At 33.4% G+C, this 23,125-nt stretch carries 22 protein-coding genes; 12 read left to right on the top strand and 10 right to left on the bottom strand.

Translation table 11 applies throughout. The annotated features are described in order from the left end of the window. Window positions 1-48: 48 nt before the first annotated feature. From OZP08_RS08930 to nudK, 4 genes are all read left to right on the top strand, one after another. Window positions 49-2,268, top strand: a complete 2,220-nt coding sequence (locus OZP08_RS08930) for a RelA/SpoT family protein (protein WP_268849282.1) — start codon at window positions 49-51, stop codon at window positions 2,266-2,268. A gap of 344 nt (window positions 2,269-2,612) precedes the next feature. Continuing rightward, window positions 2,613-3,092 carry a Fur family transcriptional regulator gene (locus OZP08_RS08925; RefSeq protein WP_281323517.1) on the top strand — a complete coding sequence of 160 codons (480 nt, stop codon included), beginning with the start codon at window positions 2,613-2,615 and terminating at the stop codon, window positions 3,090-3,092. Between the two features lie 18 nt (window positions 3,093-3,110). Continuing rightward, the gene (locus OZP08_RS08920) at window positions 3,111-4,382 is read left to right on the top strand and encodes an adenylosuccinate synthase (RefSeq protein ID WP_268849281.1); all 1,272 of its coding nucleotides are present in this window, start codon (window positions 3,111-3,113) and stop codon (window positions 4,380-4,382) included. A gap of 52 nt (window positions 4,383-4,434) precedes the next feature. Next, on the top strand, window positions 4,435-5,016 hold the full coding sequence (nudK, locus tag OZP08_RS08915) for a GDP-mannose pyrophosphatase NudK (protein WP_281323516.1): 582 nt from the start codon (window positions 4,435-4,437) through the stop codon (window positions 5,014-5,016). 88 nt (window positions 5,017-5,104) lie between these two features. Here nudK and OZP08_RS08910 read toward each other — a convergent pair whose 3' ends face one another. Then, the gene (locus tag OZP08_RS08910; protein WP_281323515.1) at window positions 5,105-5,743 is read right to left on the bottom strand and encodes a peroxiredoxin; all 639 of its coding nucleotides are present in this window, start codon (window positions 5,741-5,743) and stop codon (window positions 5,105-5,107) included. A gap of 103 nt (window positions 5,744-5,846) precedes the next feature. Continuing rightward, window positions 5,847-6,758 (bottom strand): AEC family transporter, encoded by a 912-nt coding sequence (locus tag OZP08_RS08905; protein WP_281323514.1) that lies wholly within the window; start codon window positions 6,756-6,758, stop codon window positions 5,847-5,849. Window positions 6,759-6,911: 153 nt separating this feature from the next. On the opposite strand from OZP08_RS08905, the gene OZP08_RS08900 reads away from it, so the two are divergent. From OZP08_RS08900 to meaB, 3 genes are all read left to right on the top strand, one after another. Then, complete coding sequence (locus OZP08_RS08900; protein WP_281323513.1) at window positions 6,912-7,319, top strand: RrF2 family transcriptional regulator; 408 nt, start codon at window positions 6,912-6,914, stop codon at window positions 7,317-7,319. A 55-nt stretch (window positions 7,320-7,374) separates the two neighbouring features. Beyond that, the gene (locus OZP08_RS08895; RefSeq protein ID WP_281323512.1) at window positions 7,375-8,022 is read left to right on the top strand and encodes an NAD(P)-dependent oxidoreductase; all 648 of its coding nucleotides are present in this window, start codon (window positions 7,375-7,377) and stop codon (window positions 8,020-8,022) included. 105 nt (window positions 8,023-8,127) lie between these two features. Continuing rightward, the gene (meaB, locus tag OZP08_RS08890; RefSeq protein WP_268849278.1) at window positions 8,128-9,216 is read left to right on the top strand and encodes a methylmalonyl Co-A mutase-associated GTPase MeaB; all 1,089 of its coding nucleotides are present in this window, start codon (window positions 8,128-8,130) and stop codon (window positions 9,214-9,216) included. A 42-nt stretch (window positions 9,217-9,258) separates the two neighbouring features. On the opposite strand, the gene OZP08_RS08885 is transcribed toward meaB, so the two are convergent. Next, window positions 9,259-10,233 carry an NAD-dependent epimerase/dehydratase family protein gene (locus tag OZP08_RS08885; protein ID WP_268849277.1) on the bottom strand — a complete coding sequence of 325 codons (975 nt, stop codon included), beginning with the start codon at window positions 10,231-10,233 and terminating at the stop codon, window positions 9,259-9,261. Window positions 10,234-10,520: 287 nt separating this feature from the next. Here OZP08_RS08885 and OZP08_RS08880 point away from each other — a divergent pair, with 287 nt between their 5' ends. From OZP08_RS08880 to OZP08_RS08865, 4 genes are all read left to right on the top strand, one after another. Further along, window positions 10,521-12,143 (top strand): ArnT family glycosyltransferase, encoded by a 1,623-nt coding sequence (locus tag OZP08_RS08880; RefSeq protein WP_281323511.1) that lies wholly within the window; start codon window positions 10,521-10,523, stop codon window positions 12,141-12,143. A 162-nt stretch (window positions 12,144-12,305) separates the two neighbouring features. Continuing rightward, a complete protein-coding gene (locus OZP08_RS08875; RefSeq protein ID WP_281323510.1) occupies window positions 12,306-13,019 on the top strand; it encodes a glycosyltransferase family 2 protein in 714 nt (237 codons plus the stop codon). Beyond that, on the top strand, window positions 13,019-13,651 hold the full coding sequence (locus OZP08_RS08870) for a lipid-A-disaccharide synthase N-terminal domain-containing protein (RefSeq protein ID WP_268849275.1): 633 nt from the start codon (window positions 13,019-13,021) through the stop codon (window positions 13,649-13,651). The genes OZP08_RS08875 and OZP08_RS08870 overlap by 1 nt, the downstream gene beginning before the upstream one ends. Then, window positions 13,632-15,266 (top strand): ArnT family glycosyltransferase, encoded by a 1,635-nt coding sequence (locus OZP08_RS08865; protein WP_281323509.1) that lies wholly within the window; start codon window positions 13,632-13,634, stop codon window positions 15,264-15,266. Before OZP08_RS08870 ends, OZP08_RS08865 begins: the two co-directional genes overlap by 20 nt. On the opposite strand, the gene OZP08_RS08860 is transcribed toward OZP08_RS08865, so the two are convergent. From OZP08_RS08860 to OZP08_RS08845, 4 genes are all read right to left on the bottom strand, one after another. Next, window positions 15,267-15,494 carry a DUF8828 family protein gene (locus OZP08_RS08860; protein ID WP_268849271.1) on the bottom strand — a complete coding sequence of 76 codons (228 nt, stop codon included), beginning with the start codon at window positions 15,492-15,494 and terminating at the stop codon, window positions 15,267-15,269. 66 nt (window positions 15,495-15,560) lie between these two features. Then, window positions 15,561-17,501 carry an LTA synthase family protein gene (locus tag OZP08_RS08855; RefSeq protein ID WP_281323508.1) on the bottom strand — a complete coding sequence of 647 codons (1,941 nt, stop codon included), beginning with the start codon at window positions 17,499-17,501 and terminating at the stop codon, window positions 15,561-15,563. Window positions 17,502-17,539: 38 nt separating this feature from the next. Continuing rightward, window positions 17,540-17,767, bottom strand: a complete 228-nt coding sequence (locus OZP08_RS08850) for a DUF8828 family protein (RefSeq protein ID WP_268849271.1) — start codon at window positions 17,765-17,767, stop codon at window positions 17,540-17,542. A gap of 89 nt (window positions 17,768-17,856) precedes the next feature. Further along, window positions 17,857-19,239 carry an MATE family efflux transporter gene (locus tag OZP08_RS08845; RefSeq protein WP_268849270.1) on the bottom strand — a complete coding sequence of 461 codons (1,383 nt, stop codon included), beginning with the start codon at window positions 19,237-19,239 and terminating at the stop codon, window positions 17,857-17,859. Window positions 19,240-19,588: 349 nt separating this feature from the next. Between OZP08_RS08845 and OZP08_RS08840 the strand changes: the two genes are divergently transcribed. Continuing rightward, window positions 19,589-20,494 carry a DUF6268 family outer membrane beta-barrel protein gene (locus OZP08_RS08840; protein ID WP_281323507.1) on the top strand — a complete coding sequence of 302 codons (906 nt, stop codon included), beginning with the start codon at window positions 19,589-19,591 and terminating at the stop codon, window positions 20,492-20,494. 2 nt (window positions 20,495-20,496) lie between these two features. On the opposite strand, the gene OZP08_RS08835 is transcribed toward OZP08_RS08840, so the two are convergent. The 3 genes from OZP08_RS08835 to OZP08_RS08825 form a co-directional block, all read right to left on the bottom strand. Next, a complete protein-coding gene (locus OZP08_RS08835; RefSeq protein WP_281323506.1) occupies window positions 20,497-21,213 on the bottom strand; it encodes a LytR/AlgR family response regulator transcription factor in 717 nt (238 codons plus the stop codon). Between the two features lie 17 nt (window positions 21,214-21,230). Next, window positions 21,231-22,280, bottom strand: a complete 1,050-nt coding sequence (locus tag OZP08_RS08830; protein WP_281323505.1) for a sensor histidine kinase — start codon at window positions 22,278-22,280, stop codon at window positions 21,231-21,233. Between the two features lie 123 nt (window positions 22,281-22,403). Continuing rightward, window positions 22,404-23,000 (bottom strand): porin family protein, encoded by a 597-nt coding sequence (locus OZP08_RS08825; protein ID WP_268849266.1) that lies wholly within the window; start codon window positions 22,998-23,000, stop codon window positions 22,404-22,406. Between the last annotated feature and the right edge of the window lie 125 nt (window positions 23,001-23,125).

The following is a 23,125-nucleotide window of genomic DNA, read 5'->3' as shown; positions in this document are numbered from 1 at the left end:
GCTTATTTCATTACTTATTCTTATTTTTAGGGATTGAACCATGCCGTTATGATAGAAATAGATATAGAAAAAGAGAATAAAGCAATAGCCCAAGAATATAAAGAGTTACTTCGAATAAGTTATCAAACCCTAACCACCGAAGACAAAAAGCTGATTCGCAAAGCGTTTGACGTTGCCGTAGAAGCACATAAAGATCAACGCAGAAAATCCGGAGAGGCCTATATATTTCACCCAATAGCTGTTGCAAAAATCGTGGCCGCTGACATTGGTTTGGGAGCTACCTCAATTGCTGCTGCTTTAATGCACGATGTTGTAGAAGACACTCCAACTACAGTAAAAGATATTGAGCGTTTGTTTAATCCCAAAGTAGCACAACTTGTAGAAGGATTAACAAAAATCTCTATGGTTCAAAAGGATTTAAACATATCCATGCAAGCCGAGAATTTTAGAAAAATGCTCTTGACACTGAATGATGATGTTCGTGTAATTTTGATAAAAATAGCCGATAGATTGCACAACATGCAAACTATGGATTCTATGGAAGCCTACAAGCAAGAGAAAATTGCTTCAGAGACATTATACATCTACGCACCATTAGCACATCGTTTAGGACTTTATAAAATAAAAAACAAACTAGAAGATCTAGGTCTAAAATATACAGAGCCTCTTATTTACAATGACATTGTAAGCAAAATCAGAGAAACCAAGGAAGAACAAGATGCCTACATAAAAGACATTTCGGATATCCTTAAAACCTCATTAGACGCAGAAGAAATTGATTATATCATAAAAGGAAGACCAAAATCTATCTATTCTATTTACAGAAAAATGACTGCTCAAAACGTTGGTTTTGACGAAGTCTATGATAAATTTGCCTTACGAATCGTTTATAAATCCAATCCACACGACGAAAAATTCTTGGCCTGGAAAATATACTCTATTGTTACAGACCATTATAGACCCAGCCCAAGCCGATTACGCGACTGGATCTCCTCTCCTAAATCAACCGGTTACGAGGCCCTGCATATTACTGTAATGGGACCAAAAGGTCGCTGGGTAGAAGTTCAGGTGCGAAGCGAACGCATGGACGAAATTGCCGAAAAAGGTTATGCCGCTCATTACAAATACAAAAATGGAGCAACGGAAGAAAACGGTCTTGATGTTTGGTTGAATCTATTAAAAGAAGCACTGGAAAACTCAGAAATAAGTGCAGTCGATTTTGTAGAGGATTTCAAAATGAATCTGTATTCTAAAGAGATTTATATATTTACCCCAAAAGGAGAAATCAAATCATTGCCAAAAGGAGCAACTTCTTTAGACTTTGCATTTAGCATTCACTCCGAAATAGGAATAAAAACCAGAGGAACAAGAGTAAATGGAAAATTAGTTCCATTAAATTATGAATTAAAAAGTGGAGACCAAGTCGAGGTCATTACCTCTCCTAACCAAAAACCAACCATCAACTGGTTGGATTACGTAACGACTTCCCGAGCAAAAAACAAAATCCGAAATGTCCTCAATGAAGACACCAAGAAAATTGCCGAAGACGGAAAAGAGGTACTTACCCGAAAACTAAAACATCTTAAAATCACTCTAAACGAAGCAACTATTAATGAGCTGGTTAACTTTTTTAAATTAAAAACAAGCTTAGATTTATTTTACAGAGTGGGAGTTGGATCGATTGATAACCAACAGTTAAAAGATTACGCTGTACAAAAAAGCAACACATTAATCAACTTTTTCAAAAACAAGATAAAACGTTCACACACTACCTCTGATGTTGATATCCACAGACAAGTCATCAGTAGTAATTATGACATGCTGGTTTTTGGAAAAACACAAGACAAGCTCGACTATAAATTATCTACCTGCTGTAACCCTATTCCGGGAGATGAAGTATTTGGTTTTGTAACCATAAATGACGGAATAAAAGTCCACAAAAAAGATTGTCCAAATGCCCTGGCCATGCAAGCCAATTATGCCTACAGAATCATGCAGGCCAAATGGATTGACTCTACTCAGCAAGATTTCAAAGCCACCATTAACATCATGGGAATGGATACTTTAGGACTCACAAACGAGTTGACAAAAGTGATTTCAAACAATATGAATGTCAACATTCAAAGCATATCATTGAGCGGAGAAGCAGGAATTTTCAAAGGACAAATATCTGTGATCGTTCCCAATATCACCATTCTGAGAAAACTAATAGACAACATCAAAAAAATTGACGGAATAGACAAAGTAACACGAGTCTACAAAAACTAAGATGTAAAAATAACTTCAATACTCTTAATTGTTAAATTTTAGAGAACAAAAACAGAGAACATTTCTCCAAATAAAAAAATTCAAAAAACATTTGGGCGTGCCACCATTAGAAAAAGAGGCTCATAATTAGCCCCGCTTATTAAGCCTCTTTCCCTAATGCTGTCGGGCTATTCGCGCTACAAGGTAGCTAGCTTCTATCCCTCACGTGCTAAATCATACGATCAAATTAGCCCAAAAAAACACTTATTAATCAACGCTTTTTTAGCTTAAAAAAAGAATTGAATACTGGAATTAAAAACTTTAATTTTTTATACTTTTAAAATAAAAATTTATCTTTGCAAGATATGACACTCATTTCCACAGATAACAACAAAAATCAAGAGATTGTAAAGAATGTTTTTACAATGTATCTCGAAAACAAAGGACATCGCAAAACTCCTGAAAGATATGCTATCCTTCAAGAAATATACGAAAGCGAAGAACATTTTGACATAGAAAACCTCTATCTCAAAATGAAAAACAAAAACTACCGTGTCAGTAGAGCTACCCTTTACAATACCATCGAATTACTACTGGATTGTGCCTTAGTCCGCAAACATCAGTTTGGGCAAAACCAAGCACATTACGAGAAATCCTATTTCGACAAACAACACGATCATATCATTATGACCGATACCGGTGAAGTAATTGAGTTTTGTGACCCACGAATTCAAACTATCAAAAAAACCATCGAAGAAATTTTTGATATCGAAATCACCAATCATTCCCTATACTTATACGGAAACAAGAAAAAGACAAACACAGAAAATACACAAGAAAATTAACTACAAATAAAAGATAGAATGACTGTAGATTTATTATTAGGATTACAATGGGGAGATGAAGGAAAAGGAAAAATTGTTGATGTACTTACATCAAATTATGATATAATAGCTCGTTTTCAAGGAGGACCAAACGCAGGTCACACTTTAGAATTTGACGGAATAAAACACGTTCTTAGAACCATTCCTTCAGGGATTTTCCACAAAACCGCAGTAAACATTATTGGAAACGGAGTGGTAATTGACCCAGTAGTTTTTCAAAAAGAAATTGAAGGTCTAGCGAAATTTAATTTGGATATCAAAAGCAAATTAATCATTTCCAGAAAAGCACATTTAATCTTACCAACACACCGCTTATTAGATGCCGCTTCTGAAGCATCAAAAGGCAAAGCAAAAATTGGATCTACACTAAAAGGAATTGGACCAACTTACATGGACAAAACCGGTAGAAATGGATTGCGTGTTGGAGATATCGAATTAGAAGATTTCAAAGAGCGTTATAGAGCATTGGCTGACAAACACGAAGAAATGATTAAATTCCACGATGTTAACATTCAGTACAATCTTGAAGAATTAGAAAAAGAATTTTTCGAATCAATCGAAGTTTTAAAAACATTAGACTTTATTGATAGCGAAGAATACCTAAACAAAGCCCAAAAAGAAGGAAAATCTATCCTTTGTGAAGGTGCTCAAGGTTCATTACTTGATGTAGATTTCGGAACTTATCCATTTGTAACTTCATCAAATACTACAGCGGCTGGTGCATGTACAGGTTTAGGAATCGCTCCAAACAAAATCAAAGAAGTATACGGAATTTTCAAAGCATACGTAACTCGTGTAGGTAGCGGACCTTTCCCTACTGAACTTTTTGACGAAGATGGTACTACTATGGCCAAAGTAGGAAACGAATTTGGATCTGTTACCGGAAGACAAAGACGTTGCGGATGGTTAGACTTAGTAGCATTAAAATATGCAGTTCAAATCAATGGAGTAACACAATTAATGATGATGAAAGGTGATGTACTTTCTGGTTTTGAAACTTTAAAAGTTTGTACTGAGTACAACTACAAAGGAAAAAACATCTCGCATTTCCCTTACAACATCGAACCAGAAAATGTAACTCCGGTATTCAAAGAATTCAAAGGATGGCACCAAGATTTAACAGGTATGACTACTTACGAACAATTGCCAACTGAACTAAAAGAATATATCGAGTTTATTGAAAAAGAAGTAGAAGTTCCTATAAAAATTGTTTCTGTTGGTCCAGACAGAAAGCAAACAATTCTTAAATAATACAATTAACGTCCCAATCGGGACGTTTTTTTTAGCACTCAAAATAATATCCATGAGCAATCCCAATTATAAAATACAAAAAACAGAATTACTGTCTGACAATTGGTACACACTAAATAAAATCACAGTAGACTATCAAAAAAAAGACAACACCTGGGACACACTAGTGCGAGAAGTGTACGACAGAGGCAACGGAGCCACTATTTTACTTTATAATAAACAAAAAGAAACCGTTATCCTAACCCGACAATTTAGACTGCCAACCTATGTAAACGGAAACAAAAGCGGTCAATTAATAGAAGCTTGCGCTGGGTTATTAGATGAAGAAAATCCTGAAGCTTGTATCATTCGTGAAACTGAGGAAGAAACAGGATACCGCTTACATTCGGTAAAAAAGGTTTTCGAATCCTACATGTCCCCAGGTTCCGTAACCGAAATTCTATATTTCTTTGTTGGTGAATACGATTCCAGTATGAAAATAAGTTCCGGAGGCGGACTAGAGGATGAACATGAAGAAATTGAGGTACTCGAAATCCCTTTTGAACAAGCTTATGCCATGATAGGATCTGGTGAAATAAAAGATGCTAAAACCATTATGTTATTACAGTATGCCAAAATCAATAATCTGGTATAATACAAATAACGAATAGCAACTCTATAAGCAAAAAGAGTACTATGACATAATCCTCATAGTACTCTTTTTATTTACTGCAATGCAACAATTACAGATTAGGCTGTGGTGTCATTCTCAAATATGGTTTTATACGGGTATATCCTTTTGGAAATTTACTCGGAATATCTTCATCCGGAATTGCCGTAGTTATAACCACGTCTTCCCCACTTTTCCAGTTGACTGGAGTAGCAACACTATAATTTGCGGTCAATTGTAGACTATCAATAACTCTTAAAAGTTCTTCAAAATTTCTTCCTGTAGACGCAGGATAAGTCAGCGTTAATTTAACTTTTTTGTCTGGTCCAATTACAAATACTGAACGTACCGTAAATTTATCGCTTGCATTAGGATGAATCATATCATAAAGTATTGCTATTTCTTTATTTTCATCGGCAATAATTGGAAAATTAACTGTTGTATTTTGAGTTTCGTTTATATCTTTTATCCATTCCATATGGGATTCTAAACCATCAACACTTAAGGCAATAACCTTAGTATTTCGTTTTACAAATTCAGGATAATAATTTGCCACTGTTCCTAGCTCTGTGGTACAAACAGGAGTGAAATCTGCAGGATGAGAAAATAATACCCCCCAAGAATCCCCTAACCATTCATGAAATTGTACTGTACCTAATGTTGTTTCTGCTTTAAAATCTGGAGCTATATCTCCTAATCGTAATGTTGCCATAGTTTCTATATTTTTAGTTACTTAAAATTAAAGAAAAAAACAACAAATCAGACAAACAATATATCATATCTACAAAATAATCAAGCAGTTGTCTAAGAAATCCTTAAATATGATGAACCAAAAAATTCCAAAAAATCAAAGTGATAAATGATAATGGAATTCCAAAACCAATCATCATACTACACAACCTTGGCTTTAAGCCATAAGAAGAAGCTAGTATGCAACCAGTAATCATAGGCGCCATGGCAGATTCCATGATAGATACTTCGATATCTTTACCGTGCTGATGTAATATCACCACATATAAAAAACAGATAATAGCTGGGGTTAAAATCAGTTTATAAAAAAGACCCAATCCGAGAAAATTCCAATGCATGCTTCTTTTTTCAAAACGCAATTGCAATCCCACTGATAGTAATGCCAATGGTGTTACTGCACTCCCCATAGTTTTAAAAAGCAATTGTCCCCAATCATAAAAATCAAACTGTAAAACATTCATCAAACAAGCGATACAAAAAGTAATGAATGGAGGAAAAAAAGCAATCTTTTTGGCTATTTGCAAGCTATTTAAATTCCCCTTAGAATAAATTGTAGCAACAAAAATTCCCAATGTAGATAGCACAACAAAAGTACCTGGCTGATCTACTAAAATTGCCGTTTTCAGCCCTTCTTCACCATACAAAGCCTCAATTATCGGGAAACCCAGAAAGGAAGTATTACTAAGTCCAGCGCAAATGATCAAACAGCCCGTCAATTTTCTGGACCAACCCAATCTTTTACCTAGGAAACTGAAAAAGAAATACGAAATAACAAACGCTATCCAAGCCACTCCAATAGGAAACAGTAATTGATTGTCCCATTTAATTTTCGGAATATGATATAAAGCTAAAGCCGGAAGGCAAATATAAATGACGATTTTATTTAAAATCTTATGTGCATTTTGAGGAATAAGCTTTACATTTTGCAATATAAGACCGAGGAATAAGCAAACAAAAATGAGGATAAAGTTGTTCATCTGATAAATTAGAAAGCAAAAATACCATTAAAAACATTTTAAACCCAAAACCGATTGATTAAAATAAAAAACAGGAACGACAATACTATTTAACAAAAGAAACAACGTCAATCCGAATATAAACTCTATATTTGCAATATATTTTATTACAGTATGATTTCAGGTAAGTTTGCCATTACAATTCACATTCTAACATTACTATCTAAATTCCCTGATGAGTATTTATCATCTGATTTTATAGCTAGCAGCATAAACTTGCATCCTGTTTTGGTAAGAAAAGAAATAGCAAACCTTAAAAAAAATCATATTGTAGAAAGTAAAGAGGGAAAAAATGGAGGAACACGTTTATTGAAATCTACATCAAAAATCACTTTAGATGCCATTTTTAAAATGACTTTCGATACCGTAACATTAGGTTTTTCAAAAAATGAACCCAATCCAGACTGCCCTATTGGCAAACAAATCAATAAAAATTTAGAAAATTTATATGAAGATATTAATCAAACAATAAGCTCTCAATTGAGTGATATTACTTTGGAAGATTTTTCAAATAAATTTTAGAACTATTTTTTTAACCAAAACTGTAACTTTTTTTATTACTTAAAAATACACCATTATGAAAATCGCACTTATCGGAGCTACTGGATTTGTAGGCTCCAGCATTTTGAATGAATTAGCCAATCGCAATCACGAAATTACAGCTATAGCAAGAAATCCTAAAAATGGAGAAAACCAAAATATTAAATGGGCCAAAATTGACGCAACAAATACCGAAGAATTAGCAATGATACTTGCTGGAAACGATTTGGTAATTAGTGCATTCAATGGTGGCTGGTCAAACCCAAACCTATACCATGATTTTCTAGAAGGATCAAAATCTATTCAGGAAGCCGTAAAAAAATCAGGAGTCAAACGATTAATTGCCATTGGTGGAGCCGGCAGTTTATACGTTGCCCCAAACTTACAGGCTGTAGACACACCTGCTTTTCCAAAAGAATACTATGCCGGAGCAACAGCTGCTAGAGATTATCTAAACATTATTAAACAAGAAAAAGAGTTAGATTGGTCTTATTTCAGTCCAGCTTTCGAGATGCATCAAGGAATTACCACAGGAAGAACAGGGAAATACAGATTAGGACTGGATAACCCCGTTTTTGACGAACACAAAAAAAATGTATTATCCGTAGAAGACTTGGCCGTAGTTATCGCAGATGAAGCCGAAAATCCAAAACACCATCAAGTTCGTTTTACTGCCGCTTATTAATTCTTATTGAGTCAGTAAAATCAATTTCAAATAAAACAGTTTCAATGGGCACAGCTTTTTGAAACTGTTTTTGTTTTGATTACTTTTACTATCAAAAAAACTATTTTGTCTACTAAAAAAACAAACCCAAGTGCTTTAAACGAAAAAGCTGGTATTTCGCCGCCCGAAGTAATCAGCTCTAGCACAATTCAGCAAATCAAAGAATCCCGAAAAAAACAGCCTTCTACATCAGAATTGATCGATGGAATTTTAAAAGGAAATATAACAGCGCTTAGTCGAGCCATTACACTAGTCGAAAGCACGAACGTTGCCCATCTAACAAAAGCCAATGAAGTTATCAATGGTTGTTTACCCCATGCCAACAAATCTATTCGGATAGGCATAACGGGAGTTCCTGGCGTTGGTAAAAGCACTTTTATAGAAGCTTTTGGAAAATACTTAACGAGTTTAGGCAAAAAAGTAGCCGTTCTTGCAGTAGATCCGAGTAGCACTATATCTCATGGAAGCATTCTGGGGGACAAAACCCGAATGGAAGAGTTGGTAAAAGACAGCAATGCTTACATCAGACCTTCAGCATCAGGAGAAACATTAGGAGGTGTTGCTCGAAAAACCCGAGAAACAATAATCCTCTGTGAAGCTTGTGGATTTGACGTGATACTAATTGAAACTGTTGGAGTTGGACAAAGCGAAACTGCGGTTCATAGTATGGTCGATTTCTTTTTACTGCTAAAAATTGCCGGTGCCGGAGACGAACTACAAGGCATCAAACGTGGCATTATGGAAATGGCTGATGCCATTGTTATTAATAAAGCTGATGGGGATAACATCAAAAATGCGACTTTAGCAAAAGTAGAATTCAACAGAGCCTTACATTTATTTCCACCAAAAAAATCTGGATGGATTCCTACTACCACAACCTGTAGCGCCTTAACTCAAGAAGGAATTGATGGGGTTTGGCAAACTATTACTAAATATCTTGATCTGGTAAATTCAAATCATTATTTCGCTGAAAAACGCGAAGAACAAAATCAATTTTGGATGATGGAAACTATTGATGAACAATTAAAAAATCATTTCTATAATCAACCGAATATCATTCAATTATTAGATTCTACTAAAAAAGCAGTTCAAAATCATGAGATATCTCCTTTTACCGCTGCCCAAATTTTATTAGACAGCTACTTTAAAAAATAGCCTTTAAATATCTTAAACAAAAAAACTGCAAAAGCATTCTATCTATTTTTGCAGTTTTTTTGTTATAATTTTTAAGTTATAAAAATTATCCTGATACCATTGCACTTGTGCTTTTAAGCCTTCATACAAACTAGTTTTTGGGTTGTACCCCAATAGCTTTCTAGCTTTCCCTATTACAGCTTTCGTTCTTAATTGATCTCCCGATCTAGCCTCAACTATTTGAATATCAATTTTTTTATTCAAAATTTGTTCAACAATTTCAATACCCTCTTGGGTAGTACTCTCTTCTTCGGTACCCAAATTAATGATTTCATTATTGACCAAATCGGCTGCTCCAATCACACTAATTACCCCATCAACAATATCTTGAACATATGTAAAGCTCCTTAAGTGCTTCTCACTTCCTTTATACAAAGGAAAAGGAATATCATTTAATGCACAAGCAATCAATTTAGTATATAACTTTTCAGGTCTTTCGCGTGGGCCATAAACTGAATACAATCTTAAAGAGCAGGCTTTCAACTGTCCTAATCTACTACTTTCTAAAACCAGTTGTTCAGCTGCCAATTTAGTCACACCATAAAAAGAAACCGGAGATGGAGCTACTGTTTCATCAAAAGTAGCATGAATTCCATAAATAGATGAAGTGGCAATATTTACAAAAAGAGCTAAATTTTGATTCAATAAAGCAAAATCAAGAAGATTTTTTGTCCCTACAACATTGTTTCCCAAATAGTCTTCAAAACTAGATGTGGATGAGATACCCGGTTGTGCAGCAAAATGAAAAATATAATCGAAATCTTTCGGCAACATTTGAAGTTGATCTGCAAATCTCAAATCTATCTTTTCGATTACAATACCTTTTGATTTTAATGTACTGGCATTTAACTTCTTTAAAGAAACATCATAGTAATCGGAAAAATTATCTAAACCAATTACATCATGTCCTAAAGATTTCAGTCTTTCTGCCGTATGCGAAGCAATGTATCCTGCTGCGCCAGTAACCAATACTTTCATATATTGATATTTTAAAGTGTAAATTACATTGATCTATTTAAAAAAAAAATTCATTCGTGATTCCATCTTCTAACAAATACAACGCTAAGTAAAGGAAATTATTTACAAAAAAAAAGAATACTTAATTCAAAATTAAATGTAATTTAGTAATATAAAACATCCTTATTTTTTGTTAAAGAAAACATATCACACACATAACATGTACTTTAAAAAAGCATCACATTAAAATTAAATAAAATTATTGAAATGTAAACATAAGTCGGCCAAACTAAATTTTTATCATAACTATGGATTCAAAATTTTCAGCTTTAATTACAAAACATTCTTTTTATTTTATACTTCTACTCATTTTTATAGTTTCCTTATTTCATCTAGGTTCTTGGGGCATAACCGAAACCAGCGAAGCGCGTTATGCACAAATTGCCAAAGAAATGATAGAAAGCGGTGATTATATTCATCCCACTAAAATGGGCATTCATCATTATCACAAACCACCATTAACCTATTATATAACAACCTTAGGATACTCGATATTTGGCATCAACGAATTTGGCGCCCGCTTTTTTTTATCTATTGCTTTATTAGTACAATTAATTCTAGTTTATAAAACATCTTTACTATTATTTAATGATAAAAAAACATCCTTACTGGCAGTCATTTTATATTTTTCGACTCCTTTGATTTTAGCTTCAGTAAGAAACCTAACCACTGATGCCTACTTAAACACATTCGTTATGATGGCAGTTTATTTTTGGTTGCATTATTTAGAAAACAAAAAGTTCTTTCTCTTATTTTACCTATCTCTTTCATTAGGTTTTTTTACAAAAGGACCATTGGTTTTTATCCCAATTTTAGTTTTTCAACTGACATGGTTTTATTTCAACAAGAAAAGAATCAAGTTATCAGTTTATGACTTTTTAGGAATCATTATTATTTTGATCTCCAGTGGTTGGTGGTATTTGGCCATTATACGGGAAAACCCAACTGTTTTAGACTATTTTTTAGGCAATCAACTCAAAGGAAGAATGTTTACTAATGATGCCTTTAGCAGAGGGAAACCTTTTTGGTACTACCTTGTATTTCTACCACTATCATTATTGCCATGGTTGGTTTATATTTTTTTGGATCTGAAAAAAAAGGAGGCTATCTCTACAAAAAACAAGATTCTATTAGTTTCATTTGCCCTGATTATTTTAATTTTTTCAATATTCAAAACCAAACTCATTTTTTACGTTTTACCCTCTCTCCTATTTCTCATACTATTCGCCTCTGTTCAGTTAATAAAACTATCAGAACAGCAATGGAAAAGTTTGACTCGCTTTTTATACGCTTACTTCATTTTATTATTTATCGCTTCTTTGATCGCAATTCTACTTCACAAAATAGAAGTCGATTTCCTCTCTATCATCATATTACCATTGGGGATACTAATCAGCATTTTTGGAATAAAAAACAGCAATTGGTTTCACAAAAACATGTATACGTTATTAATAAACACCTTGGCTTTATTACTATTTTCAACTTATGTAATGAAATCCAATGAATTGCTCATTAACTCTGCAAAACCCATTGCCACCTTTGTAAATTCACTAAAATCGAACAATGTGTATATCTACAACTACCTCTTACCATCGATGTCATTTTATACCAACAAAAATATTATAACCGTTAATAATGGAAATTACACCAGCAAAAGAGAAGTGCAGTTTGAACAAAATTCAAACTATTTAAAGCACTATTACAATTTAGAAGACAAGAAAGAAACGGTACGCTTTATAACCGATTTTAAAATACAGAATTCCGTTTTCCTCGCGAGAAAAAAGGAAAACTTACCCGACTATATAAAAGCCAAAGTATCCCATTTTAAAAACAAAAAATATTTTGCGAAATGGATACTCTATTTCAATTAAAAATTCTATTCACCAAAATTGAAGTCAAATTTTCATTACAATGAAAAAATATTCTTTTTCGTTCGAAAAAATCACAATATTCAATTTAATAACATAATTTTCAAGCAGATAATAAGCGAATTCTTCTCAAAATAAAATACTTTTACTATAAACTATATCTATATGAATTTTGAATTAACAATCATCATACCGGTCTATAATGAGGAAGACAATCTAGATCGTGTGCATCAAGAAATGAAACAATTTCTACCTATTGCTAAAAAAAAGACAAAAATCCTATTTGTCAATGATGGTTCCAAAGACAATAGCCAAACCCTAATTGAAAAAATCTGTAAAGACACCGAAGAATTCACTTTTATATCTTTCGAAAGAAATGCTGGTTTAAGTGCGGCTATCAAAGCTGGTTTTGACTGTGCTGACACTCCTTGGATTGGATACATAGATGCCGATTTACAAACTAGCCCAGAAGATTTTAATATTCTAATGGAACTTGCAGGCGAATATGATCTTGTAACCGGAGTACGTTCTAACAGAAAAGATTCCTTTGTCAAAAACATGTCTTCTACTATTGCCAATGGTATCCGAAGAGCTTTTACAGATGATGGTATGGATGACACAGGTTGTCCCTTAAAAATAATCCGAACAGATATGGCCAAGAAAATCCCAATGTTCAATGGTTTACACCGCTTTTTGCCTGCAATGATTTTATTGCAAAATGGCAAAATCAAACAAACACCCGTAAGGCATTTTCCTAGAGTTGCCGGTGTTTCTAAATTCAATCTTTGGAATCGATTATTGGGGCCATTACAAGATTGTTTTGCTTATTTATGGATGAAGAAAAAATACATCAATTATAGCGTAGCAAAACAAGGATAATGAATAACATCTTTATTTATTCGATAGGATTCATTGCTCAAATTTTATTTTCGAGCAGAATGATTTTGCAATGGATTATTTCAGAAAAAAACAAAAAGGTATTGACTCCTGTCCTATTTTGGGAAATCAGTTTATTTGCCTCTTTTTTATTATTTGTATATGGTTATTTCAGACATGATTTCTCGATTATGCTAGGGCAAACAATCACCTATTACATTTACATCAGAAACATTCAGTTACAAAATGACTGGAAAAAAATACATGTAGCACTCCGATGGTTCATACTTTTATTTCCCGTTTTTATAGTTTGGTACTCCCACAATAATAATGTCTATGATTTAGACAACCTATTAAGGAACGAAGCAATACCAAAATGGTTGCTTTGGACCGGTATCGTAGGTCAAGTATTGTTTACATTGCGTTTTGTCTATCAATGGATTTATTCTGAAAAGAAAAAAGATTCCGTTTTGCCATTAGGCTTTTGGATTATAAGTTTAACAGGATCCTTTATCATATTCGTTTATGCCATAATCCGAAAAGACCCTGTGCTATTAGCAGGCCACGCCATAGGTTTAGTCATTTATTCCCGAAATATAATAATCATAAAAAAAGATGTCAAAATTAATGCATAATTATACTTTTTGGCTTTTTGTTGTAGCCTGCCTGATGCTTTTCCCACATTTAGATGTTATTGAAGTAAACATCATGGAAGCCAGAAACTTCATCACTGCCAGAGAAATGGCGACCCACAATCATTGGATACTCACAACTCTCAATGACTTACCTCGCTATGAAAAACCACCATTACCAACTTGGTTAACCGCTATTTCAGGAATCATTTTTGGATTTGACAGCGTTTACGGAATGCGAATCCCTGTTGCATTAATTACATTATTACTTGTATTTGGGTTTTATAAACTTTCAGAAAAATTAGGTTTATCCAAACAACAAAGCTTCCATAACGGACTGATTTTAATAACCTCTTTCTATATTTATTTTGCAGGAAGAGACAACCAATGGGATATGTACACCCATAGTTTTATGATTGTTTGTATACTATTTTTATGGGATTTATTAAATGATTCTAAGAAACCTCTTTTTAATGCTGTCATGGCAGGCTTGTTCTTTGGGTTCTCGTTTTTAAGCAAAGGGCCAATTTCTGTTTATGCTTTATTATTGCCTTTTTTAATTGCGTATGGTTTTACCTATAAGTTTCAATTAAAAGACAAAAAATTATACCTCATACTAATTCTTGCATTAGGCTTAATTATTGGCTTATCATGGCCTTTGTATGTAAAATGGGCTGACCCGGCAACCTACTTAAAAGTTACCAAAATAGAAAGCAGCCGATGGGGAAATTATAACACCAGACCTTTTTATTATTACTGGAGCTTTTTTACCCAAAGCGGCATTTGGACAGTTCCAGCATTTATAGCATTAATGTATCCCTATTTAAAAAACAGAGTCAGTAATCTAAAAACTTATCAATTTACGTTGATATGGACATTGGCTTCAGTCATTTTGCTATCTATAGTACCCGAAAAAAAATCTAGATACTTATTGCCTGTATTAATCCCAATGGCTTTGAATACTGGTTTTTATATTGAGTACTTGATTAACAATTTTAAAAATATCAGCTTAAAAAAGGAAAAAGGAATTATTTATTTCGCTTTTGGTCTTATAGCAATCATTTGTGTTGTTATTCCAGTTGGGGTTTTTATTAAAGTAAAAAATGATATTGCAGGATTTGAATTTTGGCTAATTGCCTTAACCCTATCATTATTCGCAATAGGTTATTTTCTATTTACAAACCTTAGAAATAAAAACTTCGCAAAAGTATTCTATGCAGTTATAGCCGTACAAGTAGCTGTAGTTGTTTTTGGAATCCCCTTCACCAAACTCATTTTGAAGAATCCTGATTATGCCAGTGCAAAAGAAATTAGAAAGGAAGAAAAGTCTTTTGGTGTTCGAACCTATGAATTAAATGCCTTTACACCCGAAATTATATGGGATTACGGTTTTAGCATACCCATATTATTAAATGAAAAAACCAACAAACCAAACTTACCTTCAGAAAATAAATTTGGTTTATTGGCTATAGAGACTGATCGTGTTGATTCTAAAAAAGAATTCCAGAATTACAATCTAAAAAAGGTATCGTACATCGATTTAAATCATGTCCCTTTGGATTCCAAAAAGCACAATGACCGATTAACCCGAATATACTATATCGTTACGAAGAAATAATTATTCTTCGTAACGAGTTATTTCTCTATCATAAAACTCATTGGCAAGAACAATTAGTCCTTCCATTTCGGCGTTCAGTTCAGCTTCGTCCAGATCTTCTGCTTCTTCCAAAAATTCAACTTCATCGTCTTTTAGATTGATGATGAATCTTGGATAATCCAAGTGAATGATAAAAATGTCATCCGGAAAATCTGTATTGTCTCCCAGTAAAAATTTTGGTAATTCCATATTTGTCTATTTGAACGTAAAGTTCTCTAATTTTATTTATAAAGTCACATATCCTCTAACCTTAAGTTAGAGTTTGGATTCTCTTAATTTATATTTATTCTCTTTATACAAATTACCCGCTGTAATAACATGTGCCAAAGCATCTTTTGCAAGTTCTTTGTTTAATTTTACCGGAATCAAAGTTGTATCGTTTTTAATCTCAAATTGTAGCGGTTTTAAATTTGGCTGCATAATTACCACTTGATTCTCTACTCTAAAAGCATCAATATCATTAAACTGCATGATAGATCTTCCTTTTATTTTAGAATCAAGTTCATTTAAATTTCTTCCTACCATTGGAGTTTCAAATGAAAGCCCTAAATAACCCAATAATGTAGGCGGAATATCTATCTGACTTGCCAATTTGCTATATACGGCTCCTTTTGCAACTCCAGGCCCCATTATAAATGCCGGAATATGAAATTTATTAATAGGAACTAAATTTTTTCCATACGTTCTAGTATTGTGATCTGCAATTACAATGAAAATTGTATTCTTGAAATAAGCCTCTTTTTTAGCCATTTCGAAGAATTTCCCAATCGAAAAATCAGCGTATTTCATAGCATTATTAACAGTTGCCACTTTTTTGTCATAAGGCTTTATTCTTCCAGCAGGATACTCAAAAGGTTCATGATTTGAAGTAGAGAACATTAACGAAAAGAATGGTTTATTTCCCTTAGCCTTAAAATAATTATTGGCTTTAGTGGCTAAATCCTCATCAGAATATCCCCAAGTACCTTTAAAAGCATATTTATTCCCATCAGATTCAAAATCTTCCTGATCTACAATATCCTCAAAACCATTTCCATTAAAAAATGAAGCCATATTGTCAAAATTCGCCATACCTCCATAAATAAAACTGGTGTCGTATCCTTTTTGTTTCAAAGCATCAGCAAGAGTAAAAAATCCTTGTTGCGAATTTCCTAGCTTAACAACACTCTCTGACGGCGAAGGCAAAAATCCCGTTACGACTGCTTCAATTCCACGAACGCTTCTCGTTCCTGTACAATATAAATTAGTAAAAAGTGTCCCTTCTTTTGACAATTTATCAAATTCCGGTGTTAGAGGCTTTCCTCCTAAAATCCCAACATACTCAGCCCCTAAACTCTCTTGAAGAAAAACAACTAAATTGTATGGTTTTTTACGAATCGCATCTGGCTTTTGAACATGAAGAAAAGGAATTTCTGCATCGGTAAAATCGTTTGGACCAGCAATCATGTATTTCTTTACACGAGCAATAGCTTCGGCTTCATCCATTTTACCATACATCTCAGTGTTTGCCTCATTTTTAAGAGAATAAGCAGCAAAAGCCACCGTATAAAAAGAATTCAATCCTAAGCAATTTGTTAGCTGATCTGTTGAAAAAACAGCATTACTTCCATTAATCGGACGTTTTGAAACAAGACTTGAACGTGCACCGAAAAACAATAAAAAAGCAAGTAACGGAAAAACCATTAACTTGAATTTATATTCAGAGCTTGTTGTGTAGAAATACTTTTTCCCTTTTTTTAAAGCTAAATAAAGAACCACTCCTAGAATCAAAAAAGTCACAATAATTGATGTCAGATAACTTTTTAAAAGCATACCGACAACTTCTTTAGGATAAATCAAATAATCCAGGAAAATCTTGTTGGGTCTTGTATCGTATTGCTTAACAAAATCAGGTGAAGCCAATTCTACAAAGAGAATCAAAAACAAAAACAGAAAGCTGTAAACTACCAAAAATTTATTGGTAAACTTCAGCCATTTACTCGGCAAAAATGTAATTAAAACAGCTGGTAGAAAGGACAAATAACAAAGTAATATCAAATCCATTCGCAAACCGATTGGAAAAATATACCAAAAATCAGGAGTTTCAACTACTCTTTCTTTAAAAAGGAAGAACAAAAATAATCGGCTTAAAGTTGTAATTAGTAATCCGATTGCAATAAAATTAAAAACAGGTTTTAAAAAACTTAATTTTTTCATTGGGGGTATCTAAAACGTAAAAAACAAACTTCAAAATATTACTCTTCGTAACGAGTTATTTCTCGGTCATAAAATTCATTGGCAAGAACAATCAGTCCTTCCATTTCGGCATTCAATTCGGCTTCATCCAGATCCTCTGCTTCTTCCAAAAATTCAACCTCATCGTCTTTTAGATTGATGATAAATCTTGGGTAGTCCAAGTGAATGATAAAGATATCATCTGGAAAATCAGTATTGTCTCCCAGCAAAAATTTTGGTAGTTCCATATTTGTATATTTGAGCGCAAAGGTCGCAAAGTTTTAGCAAAGTCCGCTAATTTTATTTATTTTCTATTGTCTAACAATACTATAGACTGTTATTTGTCAGAATTTTCTAAAACCAACTTTTTTGTCAAACGGGCAAAACGAATGTATAAAAACAAAGCCGCTGCCGTTAAACCAGCCAAAAGGCCAATCCAAATACCCATTGCTTTTAAATCTGTATATTTTCCTAAGTAAAAAGAAGTTGGGAAGCCAATTACCCAATAAGCCACAAAAGTAATATACATTGGGATTTTTACATCTTGCAGACCTCTCAAGGCACCCAAAACAACTACTTGAATCCCATCTGAAATCTGAAAAATGGCAGCAACCAGTAATAATTTTGAAGTAATAAAAATGATTTCGGCATTATCCAAAACCTGTGCTGGGTCTTTCATGTTCAAAAACAAATGCGGTAGAAACTTATGAAAAACCACAAAAATTAATGCAAAAAAAGCTTCAACAATTATAGCCAACAAGAAGATAGATCGTGCCACAATTATTAAGTTTTTAAAATCTGAAACACCTTTAGAATGACTCACTCGAATCATCGCTGTAACACTCAATCCCATAGCAACCATAAACGTAGATGAAGCCAATATTAATGCTATTTGATTCGCCGCCTGATTATTCTTTCCCAATGTTCCCGAAAGCCAAATTGCTGCTGTAAATAAAGTTACTTCAAACAACATTTGCATAGACGAAGGAATACCAAGCCCAATAATTTTTTTAAGGATTGATTTTTTTATTTCTTTAAAAGTGAAGTTTTTAAAATACTGTTTCATAACGGCATTATGCTTCATTAGAAAATGTATAAAAACGACCATCATAATTCTAGAAATTACAGTTCCTAAAGCTGCTCCTATAACTCCTAATTTTGGAAAAATCCAAAAACCGTAAATCAATACGTAATTAAAAACAACATGCACCACATTTGCCAAAATAATCGAATACATAGAATATTTAGTAAAAGACAAACCATCTGCAAATTGCTTGTATCCTTGATACATCACTACAGGGATTAACGAAAAAGCAACCCAATCGATATAAGGAGCCGCTAGCGTAACTACAGCTTGAGGCTGATTCATAAAATACATCAATTGCTTAGACAATACCGTTAGCAAAAACAATGACACCCCTAGGATGGCACATAGTAACAATCCATGATGAAAAGTTGTTCTGATTTTTTTGTCGTCCTTCTCGGCATCGGCTTCGGCAGTCAAAGGTGTTATAGCCGTAGAAAAACCTATCCCTATTGCCAAAGCCAAAAAGATAAAGCTATTCCCCAACGACACAGCTGCCAACTCAGTTGACCCCAAATTTCCAACCATAAAATTATCTACAATACCAATCAGAGTATGCCCAAGCATTCCTAAAATTACCGGATAAGCCAATCTAATATTATATGAGAATTCTTTGGTGTATTGCGAAATGTTCATTTTAATTTGTTTTTGGCAAATATAATGAGAACCTTTTCAAATTAAACTATGAAAAAAATATCAATAGCTTATTTTTTTATCATTTTAAGTCTCCATAAAGGCAATCAATAGCTTTTTTATTTTCCTCTTTTTTATTGATGCACTTCAGGGCTTCCAAAATGACTTTTTTGGGAGCAAGCTCAAATTAAAAACCTTTATCAAAAACTTCATGCAAAGAGCAATTTTCAGTTTTAGAAAAAAGAATACTGCCCCCTTTTTAGTCATTGGTCAACAAAGAATAACCGTTGGTCAAACGTTTTTTTAGGATTGATATACATCGCTGTAATTCGCAGAAAAATATCAATAAAACATGAAAAAAAACATTCTTTATCTAGTATTCCCATTTTTTTTAGCAACATTCTCCGTTAGGTCACAATCGGTTACATTAGGAGAAATCAAAGCAGATTATGTCCCTTTTTCTAATTATGTCCGACCTATTGACAGTCTTAAAACTGACTCAGAAAGTAACTTCAAAAGAATCCAAATGAATTTAGAAGTACCCATTTCTATGAAAAAGGATAAAAATGACCGTCCAAGGTTATGGTCCGTTTTCCTGCAAGGAAGTTATGCTCAAATGGAGAATAAAAATTATGCTACGCAACTCTTTCCTTCGGAACTCTTAAATGCTCAAATCGGGATCAAGCATATGCGAGCAATCTCCCCTTCTTGGTCATTGTTAGTAATGGCATCCATTGGTGTTTATACTGATATGGAAGAAATTAATAAAGATGATGTACTGGTTCAAGGTGGTGCCATTTTTATAAAACAATTCAATCCTAATTTGGCTTTTGGTATGGGGCCCGTTTTTACCAATAGTTTTGGAATTCCGATGGTGCTTCCCGGAATTTATTTTAATTGGGAATCTCAGAAAGCTTTACATTTTAGGATTAATTTTCCCGAAGGTTTAGAACTGGGCTATCGAATGTCTCCAAATTTAGATTTAAAAGCAGTTCTGGAAATAAGTGGAATGACAGCGGAAACTAACGTAGCAAATAAATCAATGCTATTAGGATACCAGCAAATTATTACTGGCATCCGACCTCAGCTAAAATTAGGTAAACATTGGACACTAGAGCCAACTGTAGGATCAACCTTAGCCCGTTCTTTCTCTACCAATAGTAGAAAAATAAAGGACCTTTTTAAGGAAAAAGATCTAGCCGATCCAAAATTTACTACTACATTATATGGAGCCCTAGCTCTTAAGTGGAAATTTTAAAACTACCTACTCAATAAATTCTTGTAAACTACCTCTCTCAATAATGCCTCTCGACGCGTTCTTGAAATAGGTAGTTCTTGTCCTTTGATAAACAAACGTCCGCCTGAAACTGAATCTATATGTGTAATATTTATCAAAAAGGATTTATGAATTCTAAAAAAAATCTCAGTAGGAAGCGTTCCCTCCAATGAAATCATGGTTTGATGAATTACAAGAACCTTATCTACAAAATGAAGCTTAGCATAATTTTGCATCCCTTCTATGTACAAAATATCTACCCAAGAAATTTTTTGAAATCCTTCATCTTGACGAACATACAAAAATGGATCAAGCTCATTTTGTTGTTTAGGAGATGTAGTCATTTGATGCCACTCCTTAGCCTTCAAGGAAGCCTGATAAAAGCGTTGAAATGTAATAGGTTTCAATAAATAATCTACAACTTGCAAACGATATCCATCCAGAGCATGCTCAGAATAAGCCGTTGTAAAAATCACTAATGGCGGATTATCTAAAGACTCTAAAAATTCTAGTCCTGTGAGGTAAGGCATATTAATATCCAGAAACAATAAGTCCACCTGCTTATCTTGAATAAATGACGTGGCTTCCAGAGCCGAAGCGCAAGTGCCTATCACTTCAAGAAAATCAATCTTAGTAACAAAATCTACAATTCCATTTCTCGCTATAGGTTCATCATCGATTACGAGGCATTTAATAGCCATATCTTATATTTTTTTTATTAATTTAAATCTAAAGCAAGCGTCACTGTAAAATCCGAATCTGTTTTTTCTATTTTTAAATCGTGTCGATCCGGGTACTGAATTTCTAATCTTTTTTGAACATTTTCAAGACCTAATCCTTGACTTTTGGATGGAACTTTATATTGTTCCGTATGAGAATTTTCGATTTTAAAACGCATTTTTTTGTTTTCCTGTTCACAGGATAAATACACATATCCCTTTTGGTTGGGTAATCGAGAAACGTGTTTAAAAGCGTTTTCTATTAAAGGCACCAAAAGCAACGGTACAATTTGGAGTTGTCCATCTTCAATATTCCATTTGCTTTGTACTTCCAATTCATCTCCCCATCGAGTTTTTTCGACAGCAATTAAATCTTTTAAATACTTAACTTCATGATATATTGAAACATATTCTTTGTTGCATTCATATAATTGATATCGCAAAATATCCGAAAATTGAACCAGTAAAACAGATGCCAATTTCACATTGCTTTGCATTAAAATATGAATGTGATTTAGCACATTAAACATCAAATGTGGATTAATTTGATCCTGTAAAATTTTTATTTGTGCCTCCAGATGTGCTTGTTGCAACTGAGCATGATTCTTTTCAATAACATTGTGTTCCTGATAAAATCTGAGACCACAAGCTGTACCATTAATTAAAATTGCTGCGGGAATGCTACCATAAAATCTTGCCCATAAAAACTCAAGCGTACTCATGTTACCTTCAATATGATATAGATGCATTCTTAAAGATGCATCTGAAAAAATAGTATAAATCGATGCTAAGCAAAATGACAAAACCAAAACACCAATAACACCCTGTATTGCAAATAGTTGCATTTTATTTCTACGTAATGCTTTGGGAAGCATTACATCACTAAGATAATGTGCCAAAAAACTGGAACAAGATAAAATTAAAATCATCTGATAAACAGATGATATAATATCAAAATCTTCGATCAATTGTGCAAAAATGGTAATGCCTAGCATAAACCAAAAAAAGACTATAAATATCCAATGTCTATTTTTATATTTTGTGTTCATCTAAAAAAGGGAATAAGCAAATAGGAGAAATTTTGTGTTCAAAATTAACTCGATATTTTAAAAAAGCAGCAAAGAATCTTTTAATTCTATGCTGCTGATTTTGGTTAAACAATGAAAAGGAAGTTATAATATAAAATATCCGATGCTTAAGCTAAAAGAATTTGCTTTAGAATTAAAGTCTTTACCTACGTTGCTTAACCCTCCTTGATAAATTAGATCTAGAGTGAACTTCCATACATCGATTCCTGCACCAATCTGATATCCAATATTAGACTTATTGAATTTCTTATTCTCGTTTTTAAACTGATTCGATCCCGAAATACTTTCATCAAAAACATAAGAATAAGCCCCTCCACCAAAGACTCTTACATCCATAGTAGTAAGATCTAGCAATTTATAACCAACAACCAATGGCACCTCAATGCTTTTCCATTTTATATTACGCGACTCAAGTAAAGGAGCTTTTTCAATCTTAGAAGATTTCTGGCTAAACAAGATTTCATTTTGAATATAAAATTTCCCAACATCAAATCGTGCCATGGCACCTCCAAAATAGCCCATTCCATCCTTTAAGTCAAATCCATTGGATGAAGACAAATAAGAATAATTTGTTCCGCCTTTTACACCAACATGAATTGGAAGTGAAGATTGTGCATTAATTCCCGTAGAAACAAAGCCTAAAGTAAGGCTAACCAAAAACAATAATTTGTTAATTTTCATGATAAATAGTTTATTAATTTGATGCAAAGGAGCATAAACTAAGAACACTATGAAAATTAGTTTGATGAACGACAATGAGGTATTGACCAACGGGTTCAAACCGTCCGACTTCTAGAATTTGAAAG

This window comes from Flavobacterium aestivum (assembly GCF_026870175.2).
Taxonomy (GTDB): Bacteria; Bacteroidota; Bacteroidia; order Flavobacteriales; family Flavobacteriaceae; genus Flavobacterium; species Flavobacterium aestivum.
The sequence above is the reverse complement of the archived record's forward strand: the minus strand, read 5'-3'. Positions and strand labels throughout refer to the sequence as shown.